This is a genomic window from Novosphingobium sp. TCA1 (assembly GCF_009811895.1).
Classification (GTDB): Bacteria; Pseudomonadota; Alphaproteobacteria; order Sphingomonadales; family Sphingomonadaceae; genus Novosphingobium; species Novosphingobium panipatense_A.
Map to the genome: position 1 here is coordinate 64,461 of NZ_BLJH01000003.1, position 22,541 is coordinate 87,001.

Annotated in this window: 26 protein-coding genes and 1 tRNA gene; 2 read left to right on the forward strand and 25 right to left on the reverse strand. The window is 63.9% G+C overall.

Annotation, left to right across the window (positions count from 1 at the left end; genetic code table 11):
* Position 1: 1 nt before the first annotated feature.
* The 24 genes from NTCA1_RS05445 to NTCA1_RS05560 all read right to left on the reverse strand — a co-directional run bounded on the left by NTCA1_RS05445 (position 2) and on the right by NTCA1_RS05560 (position 20,677).
* Entirely contained in the window at positions 2 to 460 is a 459-nt protein-coding gene (locus NTCA1_RS05445; RefSeq protein WP_159829088.1) for a hypothetical protein, read from the reverse strand.
* A gap of 2 nt (positions 461 to 462) precedes the next feature.
* Positions 463 to 888 carry a hypothetical protein gene (locus NTCA1_RS05450; RefSeq protein WP_159829090.1) on the reverse strand — a complete coding sequence of 142 codons (426 nt, stop codon included), beginning with the start codon at positions 886 to 888 and terminating at the stop codon, positions 463 to 465.
* A gap of 4 nt (positions 889 to 892) precedes the next feature.
* On the reverse strand, positions 893 to 1,573 hold the full coding sequence (locus NTCA1_RS05455; RefSeq protein WP_159829092.1) for a DUF4376 domain-containing protein: 681 nt from the start codon (positions 1,571 to 1,573) through the stop codon (positions 893 to 895).
* A gap of 12 nt (positions 1,574 to 1,585) precedes the next feature.
* Positions 1,586 to 2,323: a hypothetical protein gene (locus tag NTCA1_RS05460; RefSeq protein ID WP_159829094.1), complete on the reverse strand. Its 738-nt coding sequence runs from the start codon at positions 2,321 to 2,323 to the stop codon at positions 1,586 to 1,588.
* An 11-nt stretch (positions 2,324 to 2,334) separates the two neighbouring features.
* Positions 2,335 to 2,601 (reverse strand): hypothetical protein, encoded by a 267-nt coding sequence (locus NTCA1_RS05465; protein WP_159829096.1) that lies wholly within the window; start codon positions 2,599 to 2,601, stop codon positions 2,335 to 2,337.
* A gap of 40 nt (positions 2,602 to 2,641) precedes the next feature.
* Positions 2,642 to 6,310: a carbohydrate-binding protein gene (locus NTCA1_RS05470; RefSeq protein ID WP_159829098.1), complete on the reverse strand. Its 3,669-nt coding sequence runs from the start codon at positions 6,308 to 6,310 to the stop codon at positions 2,642 to 2,644.
* Positions 6,307 to 10,254, reverse strand: coding sequence for a hypothetical protein (locus tag NTCA1_RS05475; RefSeq protein ID WP_159829100.1), 3,948 nt, complete (start codon positions 10,252 to 10,254; stop codon positions 6,307 to 6,309). Before NTCA1_RS05475 ends, NTCA1_RS05470 begins: the two co-directional genes overlap by 4 nt.
* Before the next feature lie 452 nt (positions 10,255 to 10,706).
* Positions 10,707 to 11,036: a hypothetical protein gene (locus NTCA1_RS05480; RefSeq protein ID WP_159829102.1), complete on the reverse strand. Its 330-nt coding sequence runs from the start codon at positions 11,034 to 11,036 to the stop codon at positions 10,707 to 10,709.
* 59 nt (positions 11,037 to 11,095) lie between these two features.
* The gene (locus NTCA1_RS05485; protein ID WP_159829104.1) at positions 11,096 to 11,545 is read right to left on the reverse strand and encodes a hypothetical protein; all 450 of its coding nucleotides are present in this window, start codon (positions 11,543 to 11,545) and stop codon (positions 11,096 to 11,098) included.
* A 106-nt stretch (positions 11,546 to 11,651) separates the two neighbouring features.
* Complete coding sequence (locus NTCA1_RS05490; protein WP_159829106.1) at positions 11,652 to 12,119, reverse strand: hypothetical protein; 468 nt, start codon at positions 12,117 to 12,119, stop codon at positions 11,652 to 11,654.
* Positions 12,120 to 12,184: 65 nt separating this feature from the next.
* Positions 12,185 to 12,358, reverse strand: coding sequence for a hypothetical protein (locus NTCA1_RS05495; protein WP_159829108.1), 174 nt, complete (start codon positions 12,356 to 12,358; stop codon positions 12,185 to 12,187).
* Positions 12,358 to 12,765 (reverse strand): DUF3168 domain-containing protein, encoded by a 408-nt coding sequence (locus NTCA1_RS05500; RefSeq protein ID WP_159829110.1) that lies wholly within the window; start codon positions 12,763 to 12,765, stop codon positions 12,358 to 12,360. The genes NTCA1_RS05495 and NTCA1_RS05500 overlap by 1 nt, the downstream gene beginning before the upstream one ends.
* A complete protein-coding gene (locus NTCA1_RS05505; RefSeq protein ID WP_159829112.1) occupies positions 12,765 to 13,328 on the reverse strand; it encodes an HK97 gp10 family phage protein in 564 nt (187 codons plus the stop codon). The genes NTCA1_RS05500 and NTCA1_RS05505 overlap by 1 nt, the downstream gene beginning before the upstream one ends.
* On the reverse strand, positions 13,325 to 13,696 hold the full coding sequence (locus NTCA1_RS05510) for a head-tail adaptor protein (protein WP_159829114.1): 372 nt from the start codon (positions 13,694 to 13,696) through the stop codon (positions 13,325 to 13,327). The genes NTCA1_RS05505 and NTCA1_RS05510 overlap by 4 nt, the downstream gene beginning before the upstream one ends.
* The gene (locus NTCA1_RS05515) at positions 13,693 to 14,187 is read right to left on the reverse strand and encodes a head-tail connector protein (RefSeq protein WP_159829116.1); all 495 of its coding nucleotides are present in this window, start codon (positions 14,185 to 14,187) and stop codon (positions 13,693 to 13,695) included. The genes NTCA1_RS05510 and NTCA1_RS05515 overlap by 4 nt, the downstream gene beginning before the upstream one ends.
* On the reverse strand, positions 14,188 to 14,475 hold the full coding sequence (locus tag NTCA1_RS05520; RefSeq protein WP_159829118.1) for a hypothetical protein: 288 nt from the start codon (positions 14,473 to 14,475) through the stop codon (positions 14,188 to 14,190).
* 51 nt (positions 14,476 to 14,526) lie between these two features.
* Positions 14,527 to 15,741 carry a phage major capsid protein gene (locus NTCA1_RS05525; RefSeq protein WP_159829120.1) on the reverse strand — a complete coding sequence of 405 codons (1,215 nt, stop codon included), beginning with the start codon at positions 15,739 to 15,741 and terminating at the stop codon, positions 14,527 to 14,529.
* Between the two features lie 32 nt (positions 15,742 to 15,773).
* Entirely contained in the window at positions 15,774 to 16,397 is a 624-nt protein-coding gene (locus NTCA1_RS05530) for an HK97 family phage prohead protease (RefSeq protein WP_159829123.1), read from the reverse strand.
* Positions 16,394 to 16,594 (reverse strand): hypothetical protein, encoded by a 201-nt coding sequence (locus NTCA1_RS05535; protein ID WP_159829125.1) that lies wholly within the window; start codon positions 16,592 to 16,594, stop codon positions 16,394 to 16,396. The genes NTCA1_RS05530 and NTCA1_RS05535 overlap by 4 nt, the downstream gene beginning before the upstream one ends.
* Entirely contained in the window at positions 16,578 to 17,816 is a 1,239-nt protein-coding gene (locus NTCA1_RS05540; protein ID WP_159829127.1) for a phage portal protein, read from the reverse strand. Before NTCA1_RS05540 ends, NTCA1_RS05535 begins: the two co-directional genes overlap by 17 nt.
* Positions 17,813 to 19,687: a terminase large subunit gene (locus NTCA1_RS05545; RefSeq protein ID WP_159829462.1), complete on the reverse strand. Its 1,875-nt coding sequence runs from the start codon at positions 19,685 to 19,687 to the stop codon at positions 17,813 to 17,815. Before NTCA1_RS05545 ends, NTCA1_RS05540 begins: the two co-directional genes overlap by 4 nt.
* Positions 19,644 to 20,045 carry a hypothetical protein gene (locus NTCA1_RS05550; RefSeq protein ID WP_159829129.1) on the reverse strand — a complete coding sequence of 134 codons (402 nt, stop codon included), beginning with the start codon at positions 20,043 to 20,045 and terminating at the stop codon, positions 19,644 to 19,646. Before NTCA1_RS05550 ends, NTCA1_RS05545 begins: the two co-directional genes overlap by 44 nt.
* A gap of 123 nt (positions 20,046 to 20,168) precedes the next feature.
* A complete protein-coding gene (locus NTCA1_RS05555; protein WP_236549113.1) occupies positions 20,169 to 20,399 on the reverse strand; it encodes an HNH endonuclease in 231 nt (76 codons plus the stop codon).
* A gap of 202 nt (positions 20,400 to 20,601) precedes the next feature.
* A tRNA-Thr gene (locus NTCA1_RS05560) sits at positions 20,602 to 20,677 on the reverse strand.
* A 428-nt stretch (positions 20,678 to 21,105) separates the two neighbouring features.
* Here NTCA1_RS05560 and NTCA1_RS05565 point away from each other — a divergent pair.
* Both NTCA1_RS05565 and NTCA1_RS05570 read left to right on the forward strand, forming a co-directional pair.
* A complete protein-coding gene (locus tag NTCA1_RS05565; protein WP_159829133.1) occupies positions 21,106 to 21,354 on the forward strand; it encodes a type II toxin-antitoxin system RelE/ParE family toxin in 249 nt (82 codons plus the stop codon).
* 11 nt (positions 21,355 to 21,365) lie between these two features.
* A complete protein-coding gene (locus NTCA1_RS05570; RefSeq protein ID WP_159829134.1) occupies positions 21,366 to 21,707 on the forward strand; it encodes a helix-turn-helix transcriptional regulator in 342 nt (113 codons plus the stop codon).
* Here the strand turns inward: NTCA1_RS05570 and NTCA1_RS05575 are convergent.
* Positions 21,685 to 22,365 carry a hypothetical protein gene (locus NTCA1_RS05575; RefSeq protein ID WP_159829135.1) on the reverse strand — a complete coding sequence of 227 codons (681 nt, stop codon included), beginning with the start codon at positions 22,363 to 22,365 and terminating at the stop codon, positions 21,685 to 21,687. The two genes, NTCA1_RS05570 and NTCA1_RS05575, sit on opposite strands and share 23 nt — an antisense overlap.
* Positions 22,366 to 22,541 lie beyond the last annotated feature (176 nt).

A 22,541-nucleotide genomic window follows, 5' to 3' on the forward strand; every position in this document is an offset into this window, starting at 1 on the left:
TTCAATCCTCCTTGAGGCCCAGCCGGGCCCGATCTGCCTTTGTGTTTTCGGAAAGCATGCGCTGGGCCTTGGCGCGCTCGCGGCCGATCTTCTCGGCATCGTCGGCCAAGTTGACGAAGACCCACTGCACGACCTTGAGGGCCGCACCGGAAAGCGACTTGATGGCCTTCACCCCGCCGAACGCGATCGTGAAGGAGGCGATGGCCGCGCCGAGCGGGTCCAGGCGCAGCTTGCTGACGGCGAACATGGCGAACAGCGCGCCCCCGCCGCCGATAAGGAGCGAGGTCACCATGGCCCGGCGGATCTCGCGGAACGGGCGGCCCTGCTCGTGCATGACGCCCGCAATGGCGAGCCAGCCGGTCACCATGCCGAACGCGATACTGCCGATTATGGGGTCGAGCGCCCCGAGGGGGGCCATGACGAGGGCGGGGGCGTACTTCGCAATTGCATCTGCCCGCATGCTCACCCCGCCGTTGCAACAGTGACGAAGCTGACCGCCACGAACCAGGTGGCCGCCGCGCCGGCCATGAACCATCGCCCGCGGGCGAAGGCGACTGCGGAGAGCCAGGAGGCGATGCCCGCCATGGTCCAGGCGGCAGCCATGACCGCCCGGAAGCTGATGCTCTGCATGTCGAAGCCGGGGACGCGGTTGGTGAACGGGATCACGAGACCGGCGATGAAGCTGAAGCAGAGGAAGCAAAGCAGCGCGCCGCCCGCCAGCAGGATCACCTTGAGCGAAACCGTCACCGGGTCCCGGATGCCGAGGTGCCACAGGGTGGCCAGCTCGCGCAGCTTGCGGGCGAGGGGCACCGCGCCCAGCGGCGCGCCGACGAAGGCCCACCAGCGCATGACGTCGGCCCAGTAGTCGGGCGCCGCGAGCGGAGCCATGGACTTACTCGGGCCAGCCGCCGAGGATCTGCGCCTCGATCTCGGCAAGCTCTTGCTCCGTCGTGCCCTGGGCGATCGTGCCGATCAGCGCGTCCAGCTCATTCTTGCGGCGCTGGCCCGCCTCGACGAAGTTGGCGACGGTCTTGCCGAGCTGGATCATGTCGGCCGCGTCGAGGGCGATGATGGAGTTGTCAGCCATGCGCCAATCGGTGGTGAACTCGTCGCCGCTCTGAAGTGCAAGCATCGCCATGACCACGGAGCCGGAGATATTCACGCGGCTCGTGGCATCGGTCTCCACCCGCCGCGCGACGCCTTGGATCTCGACCAGGCATCCGCCGTCGCGCACTTGATCACGCGTATTGCGGACCTTTGCCGCGAGCAGAGCCCGCTTCGAGACGTAGAGGAAGTCGGAATCGCTGGAGAGCTGCGAGCCGGGGAACGGACCGGCGGGCGAAATCATCCACTCGCTGACGGCTCGCTGCGAGACGTTTTCCTCCGGGATAGTTCCCTCCGGGAGGGTATAGCTCCGACCGCCATAAAACGCGGTGGAGACGCCGCCGGGGACCGGCTGCGGCTCGGCGGAGACGGTGTCGATCGACACCATGATTGCGGGCCCGTTGATGGTGACCGCGCCGATCTTGTGAAACAGCGGGGTCGCCCCAGGAATGTCCTGGATGATGTACATGGATCGGGATCCTTAGAGGTTGGTGATATCGAGGATGAGGCTGCGCCAGCCACCCAGGCTGCCGATCTGCTGGCTGAGCGGCACACCGGAGGGCGACGACGCGCACATGTATTGGATCGTGCCGCTGTCGGAGTAGAAATTGCCACCGGCCGCTGCGGTGCTGCCGGAGGCCACCACGCTTGTCCGGGACCACTGATTGCGCTGGTAGACCTGGTACCCCTGATAGGGTCCGATCTGGCAGGAACCCTGGCCGGTATAGGTATAGTTCACGGCCGAGTTGGCTTCTTGCTTCTGCGGGACATGGGCGACGCTCCGCCCCGCCAGCGATACGCCGCTGTATCCCGTGTTCGAGAGGATCCCCAGCGGACGCGCAATCGGATAATCCGAAGAGAACACGATCGAGCCATCGGGCTTGTACAGTTCGCAGCCTGCCATGTGAGCGCTGACGGGCGGGCGCCTCTGCGAGAACACGAGCAGCGTCACGTCGCTCGGCCCGACGCTGTAGACGCGGTACGTGATACCGCCCCCGGACGTGGAAACGATCTCGGCCCACGAGCCCCCGGCCGACGTGAGTGCAGGCATGGGCGCGTCGGCGATGGTCAGACCGGCAATGAACACGTCACGCTGGCCGGAGTTGTTGCCGTACTGGCTCCACCCGCTTCCGGCAGGTAGCTGCACCGTCTGCTCGAGCCGGAAGAACACCATGTCCGTGGTGAGCTGACCGCGACCATCGGGCGTGATCGTCTCCATCCCGGCCGTCATCAGTAACCCCCGAAGTAGATGGTGATGTCAGGCGGCGAGCCAGCGTTGGCGCCGCCCGTAGCCGTCACCCCGAACGACCAGGAGATGACCCCCGTGCTCGAATCGAGTGTCACATTGGGGCCGCCGTAGTTGCCGAGGGTCGAGGACGGAAACGTCACCAGCAGCTTGCCCACGAGGCGGGCATCCTGCCAAGTGCCGGAAGAAGCGCCGCCCGTGTTAAACGAACCGAAGAAGCCGCCCGTGTAATCGGTGAATGCGAATTTCACCCGGCCGTCTGGGTGCCTGAATTCAGCGCCTGCGGGCATGTTACCAATTCCCGAAGCGGCCAGCGAGTGCGCCGTTCGGGTGATAGCTGCGGACCCCGTTGTTATCGATTTCGGTGCGCTGTCCGGCGGTGGCGGTGCGGAGCAGGCCGATATTGCCGGTGATCGCGGAAAGCTCGGTTACAGCGATCTTGGCTGCCGTCACCTGACCCGCGCCGATGTTGTTCGCCATGACCGAGCTGGCGGCAAGCTGGTTCGTCGTGATTGATCCATCGACGATGAACTGGGCGTTGTTACGGCGGCGCATCTTCATGTTCCAGAAGTAACAGTAGGCGTTAGGCGTCGCTGCTGCAGGACCCCAAATTCGGAGCCAAGCCTTGCCCTGGCTGCCCCCTGTGTATTTGAATATGCCCTTGAGGATGCGGTACACCTGTCCGGGGAAGGCGTAGAGCGTAGTCCCCTCCACCGCCATGTTGTCGAGGGGGACGGCCCCCAGCCACTCCAGGCTGCCTCCGGTGTTCTTCATGATCATGTCGAACGACACCCTGCCTTCGCTCGCCCAGGAAATGCACTCGAAGCCGAACTCATCGCCCGGCTTGACGGCGATGCCGTAGAGGCCCGAATTCCCGTCCCAGCCGTCCAGGCCGTTGACGATGGACAGCTCGTTGGCGGTGTTGCCGTTGCGCCGCATATGGAGGCCGTAGCGTGACGGCCAGCTAGTGCCCGCCCCGCCGTCAGCGGCATAGACCTCCATGCCTCCCACGCCGTTCTGATTGCGGGTGAACCCGGACAGCCCGCCTGAGGCGAGGTCCCCATCGATCATGAGGTTCTCGAAGTCCATCAGGGTCATGTTCTTCGCCGTGACGGAACGCGCGGCCAGCTCATCCGTGCCGATGGCGTTGGCGGCGATCTCATTTGCCGTCAGCGAGTTCGTCATGATGTTCTGGGCGACGATAAGGCCCATAGCCGGCTGCGAGTAGGGCAGCAGCTCCGTCGCGTTTGCTCCCGTCTCCCCGAGCATTGGGTAGCACATGAATGCCCAACTGTCGGTGTTGCCCGCGATAGTGCCGAACTTTCGCATGTACACCTGCACCCCGACGGTGCCTGCAGGGGCGGTGCCTCGGCAATAGATGCGCTTGAAGTCCGTTAGGTACGAGCCGCCGCCACGCTCGGCCGCGTTAGTATCCTGTGAGGGAATGCCTCCAAAGCCCGCCTGTCCGAGCCATGTGCCTGCTGTGTTCACGAAGGCTATCCCGATCTGCACACTGCAGCGATGCGCGCCGGTATAGAGCGAGAATTCGTATCGTTTGCCGGGATCGACCGGAAAATTCAGCGTCCAGTTGCCGTCCTTGTCGGTCATTTTGCGAAAGCCGAACCAGTCAGGCTCGGGATTGCTTTGCGCGGAGTTCGCTTGATAAACCGCAAACCCGCTCAGGTCTGGGGGTGTCCACTGCGCAGCAGGCCCCGAGCCGCCCGGCCAGTTCGAAGCGCCAGTGAGCGGAGACAATATTTCGCCCCACTGATTGGTCGAATAGACCGCGCCCGGGATATTGCTCTGCGTTCGCACCATGTAGAGGTCAGGTCGAGTGCCAGGCACTGCGCCCGCGAGCATGTTGCCGCCGACGCCGATGCCCAGCTTCGACGATTCGACGGTGCCGACCAGCTTCGTGGCGCTCATGCCGCTGATCTGGCTGTCCGCGATCTGCGTCGCGGACGTGATCGTCGCCACCCATCCGCCACCGATGAACGTGTACATCTTGCTGTCGGCCGTTTGGTATACTTGGCGGCCCTCGAAGTTGTTCGTCGTCGGGAGCGTCGCAACGATCTCGTAGCCGCCCGTCAGCTTGCTGAGCGAAAACGCCAGATCGAAGTTGCGACCAGTGAAAGCACCGGTGCCTGTGGCACGCAAGGTCAGCGTCGCGCTGAGCACAGCGGCGTTGCCGAACTCACCCGGATTACCATTTGCGCCGACTACGGTGGCGGTGCGGCCCGATAGCGACACCTGCAGGCCGTTCGGGTTCGAGGCGATCACGACGTTGAAGTTGGCCGAAACGTCGACGCTGCCTTGCTTCAGAACGAAGGTGGTGGTGACACCATCGTAGCTCTTCACGACACCATTGGCATAAGCCCAGACCTGCCGCGCGGATGCGGTGAGCGCAGGCGTGATCGCCGCCTCGCCGGGGGAACCGGGAGCGCCGGGACTGCCGGGCTGCCCCGGTTCTCCAGGTTCCCCCGGCTCGCCCGGTTCGCCTGCGGAGGCCAGCAGGGAGACGAACTGGTTCGGCGGCGGCAGGCCTGCGGTCGAGACGTGCGCGGTGATAACCGTGTACGATGATCCGGCGTACTGGACGAAGTCGCCGACCTGATAGGTAGCGCCTGCAGCCCATTCGCCGCGGTTGACGTTGCGGGTCGCGTTGTCGGCAGGCTTCGTGCCATTCGGGTCCGTGATGTCGGGCCAAGCCACGCTCGCGGTCAGCGGCTCGACCTTGCCCGCCGTGCTCAGGCCCTCGATCGACAGGGACAGGGTGCAGATCGTCGTATCGACCGCAATCGAGAAGTCCTTGAAGAACCCATAGACGGTGAGGGTCTCCATTCCCTCCTTGCCGATCCATAGAGACGGCTTGGCCCGCACCGCGGCGATGCGCCCGGCGACGAGATCGATGGCATCGCGCCGGATTTTGGCGGGCAGCGTCATGCGCTTCGCCCAGGCGCGCTCCACGATCTGAGTATCGCCGAACTCGTCCGCCTCCTTGCGGCTGAAATCAGTGATCCCGGCCTTGGCGTCATCCGTCGTCGAACCGAGACCCACCAGCCTGCCCACCAGCAGGGTGCCGACCTCGACGGTGCCGGGGCCGGTGATCGTCACCGTCACCTGCCCGGCCGTCTGCGGCATGTCGAGGAACGTCACCGTCCCGCTCGCATTGGGCACAAGCGTCCGGTCATATCCGGTGGCCACGACGCGCACCGTAGCCGCCTTCACGTCCAGCAGGGCAACCGCATTCGCTGCGCCCGGCGCGAGCGACACAGCGATCTGGCCCGGCGCCTCTGTGATCGAGCCAAGCGCCTGGTCGAACATCGCCCAGCGGTTCGTCGGGCCGATGTCGCGCCACTTGCCGGACATGCCCGTCGGGTCGTTGCCGACGTTGTCGATCGAGCCGCTCTCGTAAATCCGGTGCGTGGCCGCCTTGATGACGCGCGCCCCGAGCGGGTACGTCGTGTCCGCCGCCCATTCGGGATAGTCGTTCTCCTGCACCGTGCTCGCCACCAGCGCGCCGCCCTCGATCGTTGCGGGCTGGAGCAGCTGCAAGGTGGAAGCCGAACCGAGCGGCGCGGGATCGCCGCCGGGATCGGCGAACGCCTCGGTCGCGGTCAGGGCCTCCACCGTCAGGGTGCAATAGGCCTTCGGCGGCACCGGCAGGTTGACCTCGACATCCTTGTAGAACCCCCGGAAGTCGAGCCAATCCACGCCCTCGTCGGCGATCCAGCGCGCGGGCTTGGCGCGAATGGCGGCAAGGTTGCGCTGGAGCGCGTCCGTCTGGTCGAACGGCACGACCAGATTCACGGACATGCGCCGCGCGAAGCCGCGCTCGACGACGGTGGTCACGCCATAGTCGTCGGTTACCCGACGGCTATAGTCGACGATGCCGATCGTCGGCGTGGCCTTGGTCTCACCGAGATCCAGAACTTCGCCGCTGTCGAGAACTACCCTCATGCTGCTGCACTCGTCACGGTGATCGCCCGGCCCTGACCATCCTCGGTCACGTCTTCGAGCTTGCGCTGGATGGCCTTCGTGTTGCTGGCCGTCTGGGCGTGGCCCGCGTTGTTGTCGTTCCGCAGCCCGGCCAACTCGGCCCGCAGGCTGCGCACCTCTGCGGCAAGGTCGGTGCTGGCGCCCGAGGTGGAGGTGCTGGCCGTGGCCGCGCTGGCCGCATCGATGGCCGACGAAGCCGTGGCAGACACGGACGAAGCGGACGAGCTGCCGCCCGCGTAGCCCTTGGTCGCATCGATGACGCCTTCGAGGCTCGCCGCCGTCTCGGCCTTGATGCGCTCCAGCTCCTGGCGGCTCGTGGCGACGTTGCCCGCGACATCGAGCAGCGACTGGCTGAGTTCGGCGAGCTTCGCCGCAGCCTCCTGATCGCCGCCGCGCGCCGCGAGGACGGCTTCGTTGAACCGGCCCTGCAAGGTGGCGAAGCTGGCGGCATCGTCGCCGCCGGTAAGGCCGCGAATGCGGTTCACCTCGTCCAAGATGCTATCGCCCACCGATTCCCACGCCTGTCGGAGCTGCTCGGCCGCTGTGGCCGCCGCTTCCTGCGCCTCGGTCAGCTTGTCCTGCGCGGCGTTGGCGTCCTCGATCGCGTAGAGCTGCTGGAGCAGCGCGCGCTGCGCGTCGCTGGTCGCGTCCTTCAGCTCCTTGGCGCGGGCGATGGCGGTTGCGGTGGTCTCGTCGCCAGAAGCCTCGGCGATGCGCGAACGGATGTCATTGAGGGCATCCGTTTCCTTGTCCATCGCCTCCTGTCGCTTGATCGACAGAAGCTGTTCGAGCTGGGCGTATTCCGCTGCCGTGGCCCCGGCCTCGGCGAAGATGGTGCGCAGGTTGGCGAACTCGCGATCAATGCTGTCGAGCTCGGCGCCGACCGGATCCAGGTACGTCTTCAACTCGGCGAACACGTTCTCAAAGCTGAGCGCCTTGTCGATCTGCGCCGAAAGATCGTCCCCGGCCTTCAGCAGGTTGTTCGTGGAGGCGCGGATGCCGTTGATCGCGCCACGCTCGATGGCGAGCTTCATGGCGTAGGCCACCGCTGCTTCGGCATCGTCGTTGAAGTCGACCGCGCCCTTCTTGACCTTGAGCGAGGTGCCCCCGGCGTTGACGCGGTAGTCACCGTGGCGAACGCCGACGCTGATGTTCCCGAAGTTGCCGATGCTGCCGCCGAACTGCGCGGCGAGATCAGCCAGGCCGCCATAGATGCTGTTGCCAGCCGCAAGCGCGGCCTTCTGCGATGAGCCGCTGTTGCCCGACGTGCCGGACACGCCTGCTGCTGACAGATCGACCCGGCCCCACTTCACCTTCGTGAACGCGCTGCCGAGAGCGCTGCCCAGCACACCGCCGAGCATGGAACCGAGCGGCCCGGCGAACTGGCCGAGCCCCTTCGACAGGCTCTCCAGGCCCTTCGACAGCGCCTTCTCCACGACCTTGCTGCCGCCGAGCGCCCCGCCGATGGCGGAACCGGCCTGTTCGGACGCGGACTGCTTGCCGAATAGCGCTGTGCTCGCTGCCATGCCCGTCGCGGCGCTCTGCAGCACGGGCACGACCGCCTTCACGAACACGCCGTCCTTCTTGAAGATCTTCGACATCTCCTCGCCGATCGACGAAGCAATATCCTCGCCCCGGTCGTTCTTGCCGGTCATGGAGGTGTTAAGCAGGTCGCCCAGCGGGCCGCGCACGCCCCGCGTGTTGCCGGTGAAGATGCCGAGCAGCGCGCCGAGGCCCTGACCCACCTTGCCGAGATCGCCCAGCAGGTCGATCGTGTCGCGCAGGCTGTCGTTGTACCGCTCGATCGCGACGGTCTGCTTCTCGATCTCGAAGCGCGCATCGGCCTGCTGCTTGGCGGCCTCCGCCTCCTGCAGCTTCAACTCCGCCGATTTCGTCAGGCCAGCGTCGCGCAGGCGGCGGGCCTCGGTCTCGGCGCGCACCTGGATCGCGATCTTCTCCTGCTCCAGCGCGATGCGGGCCAGCTCGTCTTCCAGCGCCGCGCCCGAGAGGCCGCGAAGTGCGTTGATGCGAGCGATCCCGAGATCCGTCGTCAGCTTCGTTTCCGTACGGATATCCTCGATCGCGCGGCCGATCTGCGCCGACTGGATCGCGTCCTCGGTTTCCTTGCGCGCCTTCTTGTTGGCGAGCTGGGCTTCCGTCAGGTCCTTCAGCGCCTTTTTCGCCGCGTCGTAACCCTCCTTGTCATTGTTCATCGACGCGACGCCCATGGCAGTCACGAGCTTCTGCTGCTCGGCCATGTCCGCCAGGGCCTCGGAGGCCTTGCTGGCGTCCAGCGTGCCATTACGGATCGCCATGTTGACGAATTCCTGCGCGCGGGTCTGGTCGTTCATCGCCGCGACCGCCTCGGCCGACCCGGTGACCTGATCAGCCACGTAGTTGCGCAGCTCGGCGTCGGCATAGGATTGGACGTCCGCCTGCTTCTGGATGCCCTTTGCGGTCGCCTCGGCTTCGACGCGTGCGCGGATGCCAGCCGCGGTGCTGACGGCATAGGCATCGGCGGACTTGTAGAGACCGGCGATCAGGGCCTCGGTGGCATCGGCCTCTCGGCCAAGCCGCTCCGCCCGGCGTTCGTCAGAGGTGGGCCTATGCTTTTTCTCCGCGTCCTGAGCGGCTTTGATCGCCTTGTTGCGCGTCTCCTGGGCGGCCCTTTCCAACGAGATATACTGCTTCTGGCTGATCTCCCCACTGATGCGCTGGGCGTTCAACTTCTCAAGGTTGCGCTCATAGCGGCCGGTAGCTGCCGCAGCCGCATCCATGGCCTCTGCGACTGCTCTTTGATTGCGCGGGATTTCTGCCTTGCGGACATTCTTCTCGGCATCGGCTACGGCGGCCTTTGCCTTGTCCAGCTCACGTTGGACCCGTTCTACTTCCGCAGCATATTGGTTGGCGACGATGGACTGCGCGCCGCCCGGTCCGCCCGCAAAAATGTTCGTAGATTTGGCGTTTTCGGCAAGCACCTTCTGCTGTTCAAGAAGGGCGACAGTCTGTTCTCGTATTCGAACCGTGGTGTTACGCCGTTGTACGGCCTCGTTGTAGGTCTGAATTTCCGCCTGCTGGGAAGTTATGATCGACTTATCAAGCGCCTCACTTTGCTCGCGAATTGCGGCGATAACGCCATCCAGTGTCTTCTCGAACTCGGCCTTCGCGGTCGCCGTTGCTGCTGTTTGCGCGGCATCCTTGCGCAGCTTCTCCAGATTGGCGTCCAGAGATTCGCCTTCCTCAATCAGCGTCATTGCAAACGTCGCTGCGAGACCGATCGCGGTGGTCAAGGCGATGCCCCACGGGCCACCCATGAAAGCAGCGAAGCGCCCTGCGCCCTCCTGCGCTCCGTGCATGCCGGCAGTCATGTCCGGGAGCTGGATCGCCAGCGCCTGGATCACGCCGGTGCCCGCCATGACCTGTTGGCCGACCTGGCTCATCTGGAGCGAGAAGTTTCGGGCATTGCCGGATGACTTCTTGAAGCCGTCGCCGACATCTTCCAGCACCGCCTCGTTTCGCATGACGGCCTGTGCGTGCTCCTGAAGCGCCGTGCGAGCCTGGGCCGTGGCGGCTGCGTACTCATGCTGGCGGATCGCGCCTACGCGGAGTGCATCATCCAGAATATCCATTTGCTGGTTGAACCGCTGCTGCGCGGCGTACATTGGATCCAGCTGCGCTTTTACCGCGGCGATTTCGCGCGAAAACTGCTGCAACCCGCCTCCTGCGCCGCGTCCAATGGCCGCCAGATTATCATTGGCCGCCCGTGCAGACTTCGCCATGTCCCCAGACGCCGCGTTTACCAGCTGCTTCGCCCTGTCGAGATCGGATTGCAGGCGCGCGATCTCCGCGACCAGCTCGATATTCAACCGCCCGGCGCTGCCCCCGCCTGCTTGGATGCCTGCCATGCCGTTACCTCATAAAGAAAGGGCGGCTCCCGGAAGGAACCGCCCTTGTGTTGCATCGCCAATCTGGTGCGACGCATGGATCGCTAGAATCTGCTCAATCTCGAAGCCAACCGCAGCCGAGGGAAGAAAAGCCTAAAGCGCCTTAGCCACACAATCCTTGCTGCGCGCAGAACTTTGCGCTTTGGCAGGTTATGTCTCTGCGCGATCGCCAGAATTCGTAGTTCCTTTGATCTTGCTCGCGGAGATAGGCCTGCGTGACGGCGTCCGCCTGTTTGCACAGCTCCGCTTCTGAAGCGCCGGTACGCTCCATCATTTCGTATGCCTCGTTTGCCTTCTCGCTTTCGCGTTGACACCCCGCAAGTGCCGCCACCAAAGCTAACCCCGCAAAAACCCTCAGCATCCAATCACCCAAAAAAGCCGGATGCTACTGATCAGTCATAGTTTTGGCGAGTCTAACGCCCCAGCGCGGCCACCATTGCCGCGAACTGCCCTTCCACCTTCTTGCGCACGGCAATCTCATCGGCCTGCACGCGCGGTTCCGGGCAATTGTCTTTCCGCGCATCCCACCGCTGGTTGACGAATGACCGGGACAGCCGCCGCAGGGTCCGCGCTTCCCACGGATCAAGCTCGATGCCGGTTAGCCGCGACCATGCGTCCATGTCCTGCCAGCCTATCGCGCCTTCACCCGTCATCGGGCCGATCTCGAAAAGCCAGTCGGTGATGTGGGGGGCGGGATTGAAGGGCAGGACCGGCTCGCGGTCCTGCGCCTTCAAGGTATCCATCCTCGTCACCGGCTCGGGCGGCGCACCCTTGCCGGTGGACTTAGTTTCAGGGGCGGTGCTCAGCCAAGCGAGCTGTCGAACCCAGAGGTCGAGGGCGTCTGCGAGGCCTTCATAAAATTTTCCCAGTTCCGGGTATCTTCGAACATGTGGTCACGCACGAAGCCGAGGTTCGCATCGGTGTACACGGCGCGGACGGTGTCGGCATCGCCCTGAACGCCGCTGATCTCGATGCCGTTGAAGCGCTTCGTGATCGCGCAAAGAAATTCGATGGTGTCCGGCACCTCGTGATCGAGCGCAGCCTCGAACTTGCCGTTGGCTTCGCGCGACCGCTTGATGCCCTTGCGGCGGCGCAGCCCATCCGCAGCCTGCCAGATCTTGGTGGCAGGGCCGAATACGACGGCAGTGATAGGGTTGCCGGTGTCAGGGTCGATCATGGGCGTGCCGTCCGCGTTCTTGACGGGCAAGTCGCTGACATCGGCAACGCGCTTGGTGGTGATGTCGAGAGGCATTCTTCAACCTTTCAGGGAAGGGTGCCCGGCCCACCGCCCTGACGGCAGGCCGGACATGAAAAACCCCGCCAGAGGCAGGGCAGAAGCTCAGGGGCTATGGGTGTCGTTAGTCGGCGGGAACGTAGACGATGCCGTCTTCGTCCTGGCTCACGATGGTCCATTCCAGCGTGATCTGCCGGGTGGCAATGGTGTTGACATCGCCGTAGTTGCGAGGACCTCCCATCACGAGCGCACGGCCGTAGATGGTGCCCAGCTTGGGATGCTCGAACGAAATCGAGCCCGGGTCGTCGGAGGGGGTCAGGGTATCGATCAGCGCCTGACCGGCATCGTCCGGGTCGATGCCAACTGTGATCGTCTGGCTTCCGAGGGTATAGCCGCCCTTGGCCTTGCTCTCGCCGCGATTGGCGATGTTGCGCCACGAAACGACCTCGTAGACGCGCTCGGGCAGATCGCCCAAGTCACTGACTTCGCCCACTTCGGTGAAGGCCAAGGCCGAATATCCCGCCTCGTTGTAGGTAGCCGGCGCGGCGGCGGAAACCGAGAACTTCGTCCCGGCGCTGGTGCTTACAGCCATTTCATTGCTCCATAAAAAAGCCCGGCCGAAGGCAGGGCATCACATCGCCGGGATCGGCAATTTCGTCAGTCGGCCCTGTCGGGCGCTTTCGGCTCGGCCTTCGACTTCGCGGGCGCGCGTTCAAACCGCCCGGTAGGCTCCAGGTCGGTGAACTGCTGCAAGGGCATGGGCACTACCGCGCCCTTCTCGTAGGTCTTGCCGTTCAGGGTTGTGCGGCGCTTGGCGATGGCGTCGATCATCAGCGTGTCTCCGTGTAGGTCACTATGAAATCTTGCACCCCGATCCAGATGGATGTGTCTTCGGACATGAAATCCGGCCCAGCGGCTTCGGTGTGTATGGTGACGTTGGAGACTCCTGGCACGTCTAGACCCACCCGGTCAGCAGCAGCATGGCGCACCGCACGCAGGAGGGCCTTCTGCTCTGGGTAGTTGCGGGCCAGTACCGTGACCTGCACGCGCTCGCGGACATGGCGGGTCATGCCGGGCGAAGGGATGTTGCGGTCAGTGGCGGACACGCGGGAAATCATGACCGACGGCAGCGGCATACCGGCAGGGCGTGGGCCCGCGCTGATATTGTCGGGCGCTGCGATGGCGGTCAGGTCGGCATTCGCGACCAGGACTGCGCGCAAGGCTGCAACACCGTCCATCAGGCGGCCTCGCCTACATCGACATAGGGCGCCAGAAGCCCGGACCTATCGTAGAGATACGACTGGATCGTGTCGGCAAAAGCCTGGATTGCTTGCGTTGCCTTCGCGTCCAAGGCGGGGCGCATGAAAGGGTGGGCGGCGTGGCCGGGATGGCTGATGATGCCCGAGACGAAGCGGTCCCCGATCTTCATCACACCATTCTTGACCTTCCCCTTGCCTTCCTTGGCCTTTCGAACAGCAACGCGGCCTTCGCCCTTGCCAGTGCGCGCGATCAGGTGCGGGGCGACGCCATATTCCATGAAGTACCCGACGAAGCCGATGCTGCCTTTGCGCTCGTCCACATAGATGCGGATGGATACGGTGCCGTCCTCGTTCGCCTGGGCGCTGCCGACCTTGATCGAATTAGCGATACGGCCCGGTGCCCGCTGCTCCGCCTCCCTTGCGATCTGGACCGCAGCCTGGCGCAGCGCCGACCTGACGGCGTTCGTTTGGACGTTCTTGGAGAACGCGGAAAGGAAAGCATTCACGTTCGCGAGGCCAGCGACGGGGAACTGTTTGCTCACGGCTCCTGCCCTTCCGAACTCAGTTCCTCGGCCACAAACTCGAACTCGCGCGTCTTCCGCACGAATGCCGGGCCGCTGATGATCCGCAGCACCCGCTCGGGCCACATAGCGTCGGCAGGGATGCGAATGCGCATGGCCGAGGTCAGTCCCACGCCGTCCATCTGATCGATCCTGACGCGGGCAGGGTGCCGGGTTATGGAGATATCGTCCGTCAGACCCTCGGCGCGCGACGGAAGCACGTCCTGCACCTCGGCCCAGGCGTCAGAGGCTTTGACCCAGTTCTCCTCGACGGCGGTGCCGTAGTTCGGATCCTTCGTCGTCTCACGGGCCTCGAACGTGATGAAAGTGTCTCGGGTGCTTGCGGTCATACCTGCACCAGCCGGTGTTGATCGCAGAGCGCTTCGACCGCTGCGCTAGTGGCGCCCGTGGCCGCGCCAGCCTCGCGGTTGTTGTAAAAGTCAGCGACCAGCAGGAGAACGGCGGCATCGAGGTCAGCAGGCGTTTCTGCGAAGCCTGCCGTGTAGCTCAGCCGCAGCGCGCGCGGGGCGCCGACGTACGGCCAGCCGCTGGGCGGCGGCAGAAGGCGGTCGCCGACGACACGCGCATCGGTGATCTGCTGATTGGCGCCATCGTCGTCCGTGTACGTGATGACGGGATCAGCACAGTCTGGGCCCCAAGCAAGAAAGATGCTCCCGCAGAAGCCATCTATCTCCTGGGCAACTTCGCCTCGCGTCAGCTTTTTGCCGGTGTACTGTTCGACCCACGCCCGAGCCGCGGCAAGGTGCGTCGTGATCAACACATCCTCCCGGCTGTGAAGGACACGACATTGCTGTTTGGCAAGGGCGAGGTCGACAGCCACTTACTTGGTTCCGCGAGCCGGCTTGCTGGCGGGCGCCGACTTCAGTTTCACGCCTTCGCCGGTCGCGGTGGTGTAGCCACCTTCATTCACCTGGCTAGGGGCCTGCCCGAAAGTGTGACGTACGCCGGGTTCGCGCGTACCGGGTTCTTCACCCTTCAGGGACAGGGCCCCTGTTTTCACGAGCGGCGCCGCCTCGATTTCGGTCATCTCGCGGGTGTCGCCGCGGGCATAGTCCTTCCCGTCGCCGTGCATGGCGCGGTGAACGGTGTAGCTTTTCTTGTCTGCCATGGAGTTGCTCCGACGTTGGAGGGGCAGGCACAGACCTGCCCCTCATCAGGATCAGTCGTTTGCGAAGGCGCCGTCCACGAAGGCCTCGGGGCGGTAGACGGTCAGCGCCAGACGCTCCTCGGCCAGCACAGTGACCATGTTGCGGCGGAAGTTGTCGCCATCTTCCGTCGAGACGAGCACGCCGGACTGCTCGCGATCGAACAGCTGCGCGCCCATGCCCCAGGCGCCGACCGTAAACTCGCCGACGGTCTGCGCCATGGACGGGACGACAGGAAGGCCCCACAGGGTCGGCGCCAGGGTGCCCTGGGGATTGCCGATGAGGTAACGGCCTTCGCCGTCCTTCATCATCTCGATCATGGCCCAATCGATGGGGTGCAGAACCTGGCCGTCCGCCGGATACAGCGCCAGAGCGACCTGCAGCTGGGCGATGCGCAGCTTGTCGATCATCGACGGAGTGGCGAAGCCGGTCAGCCCTGCGGGCACCGCGTAGTCCGCAGCCTGGGGCTTGATGCCGGTCAGGTTCTGCCCGGTGCCGTCGCCCTTCAGCAACTGCACATCTTCCACGAACGCCAGACCGTAGCGCAACCGGTTGTCGATCATCGAACGAAGGCCCGGGGCGTCGGCCAGGATCTCAGCCGATGCGAGGAACCAGTGAGCGATTTTGCGGACCGGGGCGTTCTTCAGGTCGAGCTTCAGGCTCGATTCCGGCTTCAGCGTGCCCTCGGCCACCATGCCGGCGTTGTTGGTGAAGCCGGTTTCCTGGACATACTCGATCGAGCTGGACGCGGTCTGACCCGGTGCGATCAGGTTGCGGATCGTCAGCTGACGATTGGGCAGCATCTGCATCGGCGACTGGACGCGGTCCGAGCGGACCAGGTCACCAGCCGAGCCGTCCGCATCGGTGGTCAGGCTGGTGATGGCCTTGACTTCGATGCCGACGTTCTGGCCCTGGCGGGCGCCGTTGGCAAAAGCGGACTTGTATTCGTCGCTTTCGACATACTGCTCGCCGATCGTCGGCTGTCGCTCGGGCCCGCTGTTCCCGCGGCGCAGCGCCTTCTGCTCCAGTTCCTGGAAGGCAGACTTGAGCTCGTTCATGCCGGTGAGCGCCTGGTCGGCGATCTCCTTGTTCGACTTGCTGAGCTCTTCGCCAGCGCGCGCCTTGCCGATCGCGTCCTCGGCGATGCCCTTCACTTCGTCGAGCTTCGTTTCGAACAGCGCTTTCGTCTCGGCGGCCAGCTCGGCCACCGACTTGGTTTCGGTCGTCATTTGGATTGCCCTTTCCAGGCAGAGAGGAAGGATTACCCGCGCAGTCCGTTCAGAAATTCACGCAGGTCGTCGTTCGCCTTCGCCTCGGGCTCCCCCCGAAGATGCGGCTTGCACGCAGACGCAAATTGCGCCGCAGTGCTCTTCGAGAAGCCGCCTGCATCCCGCAGGAAGTTCTCAAACTGGCGGACAGTCGGCACGCCGCCGCTGTCCAGTATGTCCTTGACGCTGAGAACCCGCGTCCGATCGTTCATCGGGATCGTAACCAGCGAAATTTCGTGCAGCGCGACCTCAAGCAGATGCCGGGCCTTGCCCTCGAACCGATGCTTGATGGTCTTGAAGCCCATCGACAGGCCGCCGAGAGATCCGTTGCGCGCGCGAACCTTGGCTTCGCGGCCGTCCTGGGTGTCGTCAAAGCGCCCCTTGACCAGCAGGCCTTCGCCGATCTCCTTGAACTCGGTCCACACGCCGACAGGGCGCTTGTGATCGTGGAACAGGAGCATCGGCAGCGACTTGCGGCCGGCCACGGACGCGGTGATCGCGCCAGGAAGGACGATGTCACCGCCGTGATCCATGTTCCCATAGCCGACAGCAAGGCCCTCGATCTCGCCATCCTCGCCGATGGCTTTCACATCGAGGGCGAAGTCGAGTTCGTTCATGGTGTACCTCTGCCAATCGGCACCTTGTGGACGGAGCCGTCGTCTTCATCGTCCTTGAGAAAAGCCGGGCGCGGCACGCCTGCCTGCGACTGCCCTGCGAGAATCTCCTCAGGGGTCATCTGCACGGCGCCAGCCGCCTGCAGCTTGGCCATGTGATCGGCCAGCTTGGCGGCCTCATCGTCATTGCGTTCGGTCATCGATCTTCTCCGTTGGCCCGGCGATAGCCTGGGCAAGCGGCACATCCTGCATCTGCGTGAACAGGACGTCACCCCCATCGACCGGCTTCAGGCCTTCGAGGGCGCGTATCTCATTCTTGGTCATGAACTGCTTCATGATGTCGTAGTAGGAAGCCCGGCCGACGCTATCGGCGCGGAGGAACCCCTCAACGTTGAACTCGATCGAGACGCCAGCGCGGCGGTCCGCAGCGGTGAGCAACTGCTTTTCCAGCGCACCTTCGATCCGCTTCAAGCGCTTGCGCATCTTGAACTTGAGCAGCGACAGGGTCTGGTCGCCGATGCTGCTGCCCAGCTGGGTGTTGCCGGCAGTATGGCCGACGAGGTGAGGATCCACTTCGAAGATGCGGCATATGTCTTCGACGCTGAACTGGCGGCTTTCCAGCATTTCCGCGTCCGCGGGGCTGATCGAGAGCTGCTCCCACTTCACGCCGTTGTCGAGCACCATCGGGCGCCCCGAGTTGGCGGCGCCGACGAACTTCTCTTGCAGCAGGCCTTCCAGCTTGGGCCGCTGGTCACCGGTCAGCGCCTTGTCGGTGGACAAAATGCCGGACGGGCGCGCGCCGTTGGCGAACATGGCGTTCGCGGCGCGGTCTGTAGCGATCGCCGATCCGAATGTGCGCCGGCATACCTGCAGTGGCGAAAGCCCGCCGAGGGGGCCGCCGCCGAACCCGCGAATGTGCAAGACATCTTCCTGCAGCAGTACCGCGCGGCGCCCATCGGCCTCCCACCGATACTCGAGCTCCCCCGATGCTAGCCGGCGCACGTTGACGATGTCGGGCCGGATCGGTGTCAGCGACTGAATGGTGCCGTCGGATCGCTTCTCGATCTCGGCATAGGCGTTGCCGTGAAGCTCCAGGCACGCGCACATGAACTCCCAAAAGTCGTACGCAGACTGGTCGTAGTTCGGGCTGTCGTGCAGGATCCAGAACAGGGGGTGGTCTCTGGCCTCTACGGCGATGCCATCCGGCCCTTTGCGGTAAACCGTGACCGGCAAGCCCGCGATATTTCCGGCCCAGAAGTTGACGCACGCCCAAGTGGCGGAAAGCCCGAGTGCGGAGGCTTCAGACGACCCGGCGCTGTCGCTATTGCGCTCTGTCGTGATGCGGCCGGTACGGAAATTGTCACCGTCCTGCCCACCTACGGGAATGCCGCACCAGGCGAGAACATTTTGAAGCCAGTTCACCGGGCGAGGCTTTCAAGCCAGTCGTCGATGTTGTCGGCAGTCGGCACCTTTGCCGCAACCCCTATCGCCATGCATAGAGCCACGGCAGCGTCGATCTTGTTCACCGCGCGCTCCTTCGCAAGCCAGTAGTTGCCCCAGCGATCCTCATCCGTGACCGCACTCATCATTGCCGAGATCAGAACCGGATTGCGGCGCAGGCGTATGCGTCCTTCCATGAGGGCGCTTTCCAGCTCCCGGACTGAGCCGGGCATCCAAAGCCCTTCGGGCTCGACCTCTCGGGACTTGGCGTCCTCGATCATCGCCTCTGTCGGCTTGCCCTTCTTCGTTCCGCCCTGCGGATGCTCAACGAATTGGACGTTGAGCCCGATCTGCTTGCACTCGTTCTCGAACTGCCGGAACGCGTAGCGGTCATACCCCGCCGCCACGATCTCGTAGTTGCGATCGTCGTCGGCGAGCGCCTGGGCGACGTGGTCGAAGCGGATGCTCTGCCCCTTCGGCGCTTCCAAGTGGCCCTGCCGCACCCAGACGTCATAGGGCGTCTTGTCTCGAAGCGCGCGAGCATCAAGCGTATCACCCGGCGTCCAGGCCTCAATCCAGGCATCGTAAGTCGGCTTCGCGACGATCTGGATCTCGCCGTCTACCGCTAGTTCCACTTCCACGGTGCCGGTCTCGACAACATTGGCCTTCGCCGTGATGTCGCGGCTCTGTGAAAGGTCGATTCCGATCGCGACCTTTTTGCCGTAGTGGATGGCAGGATCGAAATCGGCGAGGCAGGGTTCCAGCACCGCGCGAGACATCCATGCCGCCTCGGCGTCGGTCCATTGGCAGAAGTGCAGGCGCAAGATGCCGTTGAGCTTGCCCGGGATGGCCTTTGCCTGGGCGACGACACCTTCCAGGTAGTCATGCGACAGAATGGTCCCGAGAAGCGGGTTAGCCTTTGCCCAGCACGACGGATCGTTCAGCGGGTCGTCGCCAAGATCCAGCGAGCAGACGAAAGAGAAGGTGGTGTCGTCTATGACCTCACCGACATAGGCGAAGTCCTCGCCGGGCGTGGCCGTGCCGGCCGCGACCCTGACAGCGTGCTCGTGCTCCTCGTAGCAGATCGAATTGCGGTCGGTGCCGCTGTTGGTGATCATCAGCAGCAGCGGCTGCAGTCGAAACTTGAAGCCGCGTTCGATCATCTCGACCGCGTCGCGATTTGGGTGCTCGTGCAACTCGTCGGCGAGGCCGATGTGCGGGCGGAGGCCGGAACCTGATTTGCCGGCGCTACGGCTCAGCGGCCGGAAGAAAGAGCCTTTGGCAAGCCAGGCCATATTGAATACTCGGCCGGGCCCGCCGCTCTGTGTGATCCGCTTCGCGAGGTCTGGCGATTGATCGACCATGGCGACGGCGTCATTGAACAGGATCTTCGCCTGGTCTCGATGGGCCGCGACCGCGTAAATCTCTGCGCCAGGCTCATTGTCGGCCATCATGCCGTAGAGCCCGACGCCGCCCGCGAAGGGGGACTTCCCGTTGCCCTTGCCTTCCTCGATATAAGCTCGGCGGAATCGGCGGGTGCCGTCGGCGCGAACCCAGCCGAAGATCGAGCCGAGCTTGAATGCCTGCGACGGATGCAGATTGAAGGGCCGCCCTTCAAACTGCCCGCCGTTGAGCCTCAGCTTGGTCTCGAAAAACCGGAAGACCCGCTCGACCTTCGCCAAGTCATAGGTCAGGCCTCGTTCGTGCCCCCGTTGCAAGTCATCCAGGTGGCGCCGGCAGGCGTTCCGAACATGCGGGCCCGCGACAATCTTCCCAGCGACGACGTCCAGCGCGTATTTCGTCCCCCGGTCAGTCGGAACCGAAGAACTCGTCTTCCTCCTTTTTGCCGCCATGGTCTCCACGATTGCGCTCGTCGGTCAGACCAAGCTCGGCCATGTAGGCGCGCAGCTGGCCGTGCTTCGACGCCGGGAAGCCGGTCGGGTTAAACTGAAATTCCTTCCACAGTTCGCAGAAGGCAATGGCGGCTGGTTCCCGAGATCCGTCCAGCCAGCCAGCCGGGTCGATGTAACGCTTCCATGCTGCTGCGGCGGCGCCCTTCACTGACGCCGGCTTCTTCAGCTTGCCGAATGCGGCGGCCGCAGCCTCTGTCTCCTCGACGGCCTTTTCACTTTCGCCGTGTCGGGTGTTGCGATGGGTGCCATCGACGAGACGCAGCTTGGCCGGTTTCGGCTTCGCGCCGCGGGTCGCCATATTGGACCTCTCAGACAATCTATCTGGTTTTGCGAAAATTTTGGTTCGGTAGCGGTACTGAGGGGCGAGGGCCGGAATATTCAGGATACCCCCCCCTCAGGCTGAATATTCAGCGGTTCGGGCTCATTCCTGAACAGGCCAGCCGTCGATGCCGATTTCGATCCGGGCCGTTCCGCCAGCGTCTTCGATAGTCTTCGCGTCGTGGCAGGGCTTGCACAGAACCTGGAGGTTGTCTTCCTCGTCCGTGCCACCCTTAGCCTTCGGGACGATATGATCGACCTGGTTCCCCGCAGTGACTAAGCCCTTGGGCAGGCAGCGCTGGCACAGGTGCTTATCGCGGGCGAGGATGCGCACCCTTAGCTTGCCCCAGGCTTTGCCGTAGCCACGCGCGTGTCGCGATTGCCGGGACCATGCCATTGCGCGAGCCCTTGTTGGATGGAGCGGCAGCCGGGATCGAACCGGCATCAGCTTGGAAGGCTGAGGCCCTACCGTTAAACGATGGCCGCTTCGAGGTTTACGCCCGACCTGGCGATAACCGTTTCGATATCGAAACAGATGGTGCCGCCACAAGGATTCGAACCTTGGACCGTCCGCTTACAAGGCGGCTGCTCTACCACTGGAGCTACGGCGGCATTCTTGACTTAACAGCTAGGCGCGCGATCAATTCGCTTTGGCGAAGCACGTTTGAAACTGCTGGCTCGCTCCATAACCTCCCACTCATCGAGGTTCGGGAGTCGGCTATGAAACCTTCTATCGAGCGCCTGCTGTGCCGGGCAAGAAAGGAAGCCCGCAAAGCGCAGGAGGCGCTCAGGCGCAGACGCTCAATCGCTGCCGTCTATGCTCACCGCGAAAGAGCCGTGGCATACCACGCAAAAGCTCTGCTGCTGAGCGAGGCTCAATCCTGAAAGAAAAAGCCCGCTCACCTTCCGGCTGCGGGCGCATTGAATTCCAACAATATCTATTTGCCCTGTTTCCGTGCCCAGCACAACCGTTATTTAGATGTAACTCTCTGTAACATTCTATTTGACACCGATGTTACGGATAGTTACATTCTCCCCACATGAAGCCGATCCAGTACGCCCGCTCAGCCCTCAAGACGCTCCGCTCGATGCCCGCAAATACGTCGGCGCGGATCGTGTCGAAGGTCGAGGCCTACGCTGCAGACCCGGCATCGCAGGCGAACAACGTCAAGGCCCTCAAGGGCAGCGACGACATTCGTCTTCGTGTCGGTGACTGGCGGGTCATCATGAACGATGGCGTCGTTCTGACGGTGACGAAGATTGGCCCTCGCGGCAGCATCTACGAATGATGGAGGCTCACATGGGTGAGATGGTTACGATACCGATCGAAGAGTACAAGGCGCTTCAGGAGGCAGCCGAAGACCTCGCCGACATCCGCGCTTCCGAACGCGTGAAGGCTGCCGTCGATCGTGGTGATGACGAATACGTACCGGCCGAGCTGGTCAGCCGCATCCTCGCTGGCGAAAGCCCGCTGCGGGTCTGGCGTGAATATCGCGGGCTGACCCAGCTCGCGCTGTCGGAGGCGGCTGGCGTGAGCCGTGCGCAGATCGCGCAGATCGAGGGCGGCAGGCAAAGCGGTTCGGTCCAGACCCTCAAGAGCCTGGCCGAACACTTGGGCGTCACAGTTGACGATCTGATCTGATTGCGGTCCGGGACAGGTACGGTCCTACCGCATCGATCAGCAGCCGCAGGCCGGTGAAGAACTCGTCCTTGATGATCTGCCGGTGAGTGCCAGACTTGGGCACCAGCTTGACGAACGAGCGCGGCTTGCGCTTGCCTCTGCCTATGTCGATCCAATCCTGCTCGCGGCTACCGAACCTCTTCATCGCGGCTTCGGAGAACGTCAGGTCCATGAGCGCCACGTCGCGGAGAGTATGCACCAGCGCGCCCAGCTGGCACTCGATGCCTCGCAGCGTGCTTGCACCGAATGCTCGCGCCTCGATGGCAGAGATCGCGCCATGTGATCCAGCCACACCCCGTGGCCGTACGTCCAGCGCGCACTTGGTCTCAGACATTTCACTGGCGTCGAACGCCGCGCGGTAGCAGCGCAGCGCTTTGAGTTGCTCAGTGCCGATGCCTTCTATCGTCTCGAAGCGGGGCTGCTTGCGGAAGGCTTTGCCGATGGTCACGCGGCCTTTCGTCTTCACATCCACAATGTCCTGTTCGACATAGACCGCGTGCTCGCGCTGCTCGGGGGTGGGCGCAAAGGGATCTGCCTTCACGGGTTTGGGGGAAGCGGGGCGGCTGGTGCGGCGCTTCGTCTGCGCTGCCATCGCGGCGAGGGTATCGGACTTAGGCATTAGGATCGGTATCCAGTTCGGGGGGCGCAGGCTTGCAACTGCCGCAGAAGGTCGTTGACGGGCGACATGTGCCATCTCTGAGCGTTCGAGTGTCTCATGACACCTCGAAGGGCCTCAGCAAGCGCGCCCGCCTCAATGCCGCGAATGAACAGCCCAACCTGATCCTGCCCGATCTG

Excerpts from the sequence above, each read along its gene's own strand:
- NTCA1_RS05445 (WP_159829088.1), bottom strand. The coding sequence starts at position 460 with ATGCGGGCAGATGCAATTGCGAAGTACGCCCCCGCCCTCGTCATGGCC.
- NTCA1_RS05450 (WP_159829090.1), bottom strand. The coding sequence starts at position 888 with ATGGCTCCGCTCGCGGCGCCCGACTACTGGGCCGACGTCATGCGCTGG.
- NTCA1_RS05455 (WP_159829092.1), bottom strand. The coding sequence starts at position 1,573 with ATGTACATCATCCAGGACATTCCTGGGGCGACCCCGCTGTTTCACAAG.
- NTCA1_RS05460 (WP_159829094.1), bottom strand. The coding sequence starts at position 2,323 with ATGGAGACGATCACGCCCGATGGTCGCGGTCAGCTCACCACGGACATG.
- NTCA1_RS05470 (WP_159829098.1), bottom strand. The coding sequence starts at position 6,310 with ATGAGGGTAGTTCTCGACAGCGGCGAAGTTCTGGATCTCGGTGAGACC.
- NTCA1_RS05475 (WP_159829100.1), bottom strand. The coding sequence starts at position 10,254 with ATGGCAGGCATCCAAGCAGGCGGGGGCAGCGCCGGGCGGTTGAATATC.
- NTCA1_RS05480 (WP_159829102.1), bottom strand. The coding sequence starts at position 11,036 with ATGGATACCTTGAAGGCGCAGGACCGCGAGCCGGTCCTGCCCTTCAAT.
- NTCA1_RS05485 (WP_159829104.1), bottom strand. The coding sequence starts at position 11,545 with ATGCCTCTCGACATCACCACCAAGCGCGTTGCCGATGTCAGCGACTTG.
- NTCA1_RS05490 (WP_159829106.1), bottom strand. The coding sequence starts at position 12,119 with ATGGCTGTAAGCACCAGCGCCGGGACGAAGTTCTCGGTTTCCGCCGCC.
- NTCA1_RS05495 (WP_159829108.1), bottom strand. The coding sequence starts at position 12,358 with ATGATCGACGCCATCGCCAAGCGCCGCACAACCCTGAACGGCAAGACC.
- NTCA1_RS05500 (WP_159829110.1), bottom strand. The coding sequence starts at position 12,765 with ATGGACGGTGTTGCAGCCTTGCGCGCAGTCCTGGTCGCGAATGCCGAC.
- NTCA1_RS05510 (WP_159829114.1), bottom strand. The coding sequence starts at position 13,696 with ATGACCGCAAGCACCCGAGACACTTTCATCACGTTCGAGGCCCGTGAG.
- NTCA1_RS05520 (WP_159829118.1), bottom strand. The coding sequence starts at position 14,475 with ATGGCAGACAAGAAAAGCTACACCGTTCACCGCGCCATGCACGGCGAC.
- NTCA1_RS05525 (WP_159829120.1), bottom strand. The coding sequence starts at position 15,741 with ATGACGACCGAAACCAAGTCGGTGGCCGAGCTGGCCGCCGAGACGAAA.
- NTCA1_RS05530 (WP_159829123.1), bottom strand. The coding sequence starts at position 16,397 with ATGAACGAACTCGACTTCGCCCTCGATGTGAAAGCCATCGGCGAGGAT.
- NTCA1_RS05535 (WP_159829125.1), bottom strand. The coding sequence starts at position 16,594 with ATGACCGAACGCAATGACGATGAGGCCGCCAAGCTGGCCGATCACATG.
- NTCA1_RS05545 (WP_159829462.1), bottom strand. The coding sequence starts at position 19,687 with ATGGCGGCAAAAAGGAGGAAGACGAGTTCTTCGGTTCCGACTGACCGG.
- NTCA1_RS05550 (WP_159829129.1), bottom strand. The coding sequence starts at position 20,045 with ATGGCGACCCGCGGCGCGAAGCCGAAACCGGCCAAGCTGCGTCTCGTC.
- NTCA1_RS05565 (WP_159829133.1), top strand. The coding sequence starts at position 21,106 with ATGAAGCCGATCCAGTACGCCCGCTCAGCCCTCAAGACGCTCCGCTCG.
- NTCA1_RS05570 (WP_159829134.1), top strand. The coding sequence starts at position 21,366 with ATGGGTGAGATGGTTACGATACCGATCGAAGAGTACAAGGCGCTTCAG.
- NTCA1_RS05575 (WP_159829135.1), bottom strand. The coding sequence starts at position 22,365 with ATGCCTAAGTCCGATACCCTCGCCGCGATGGCAGCGCAGACGAAGCGC.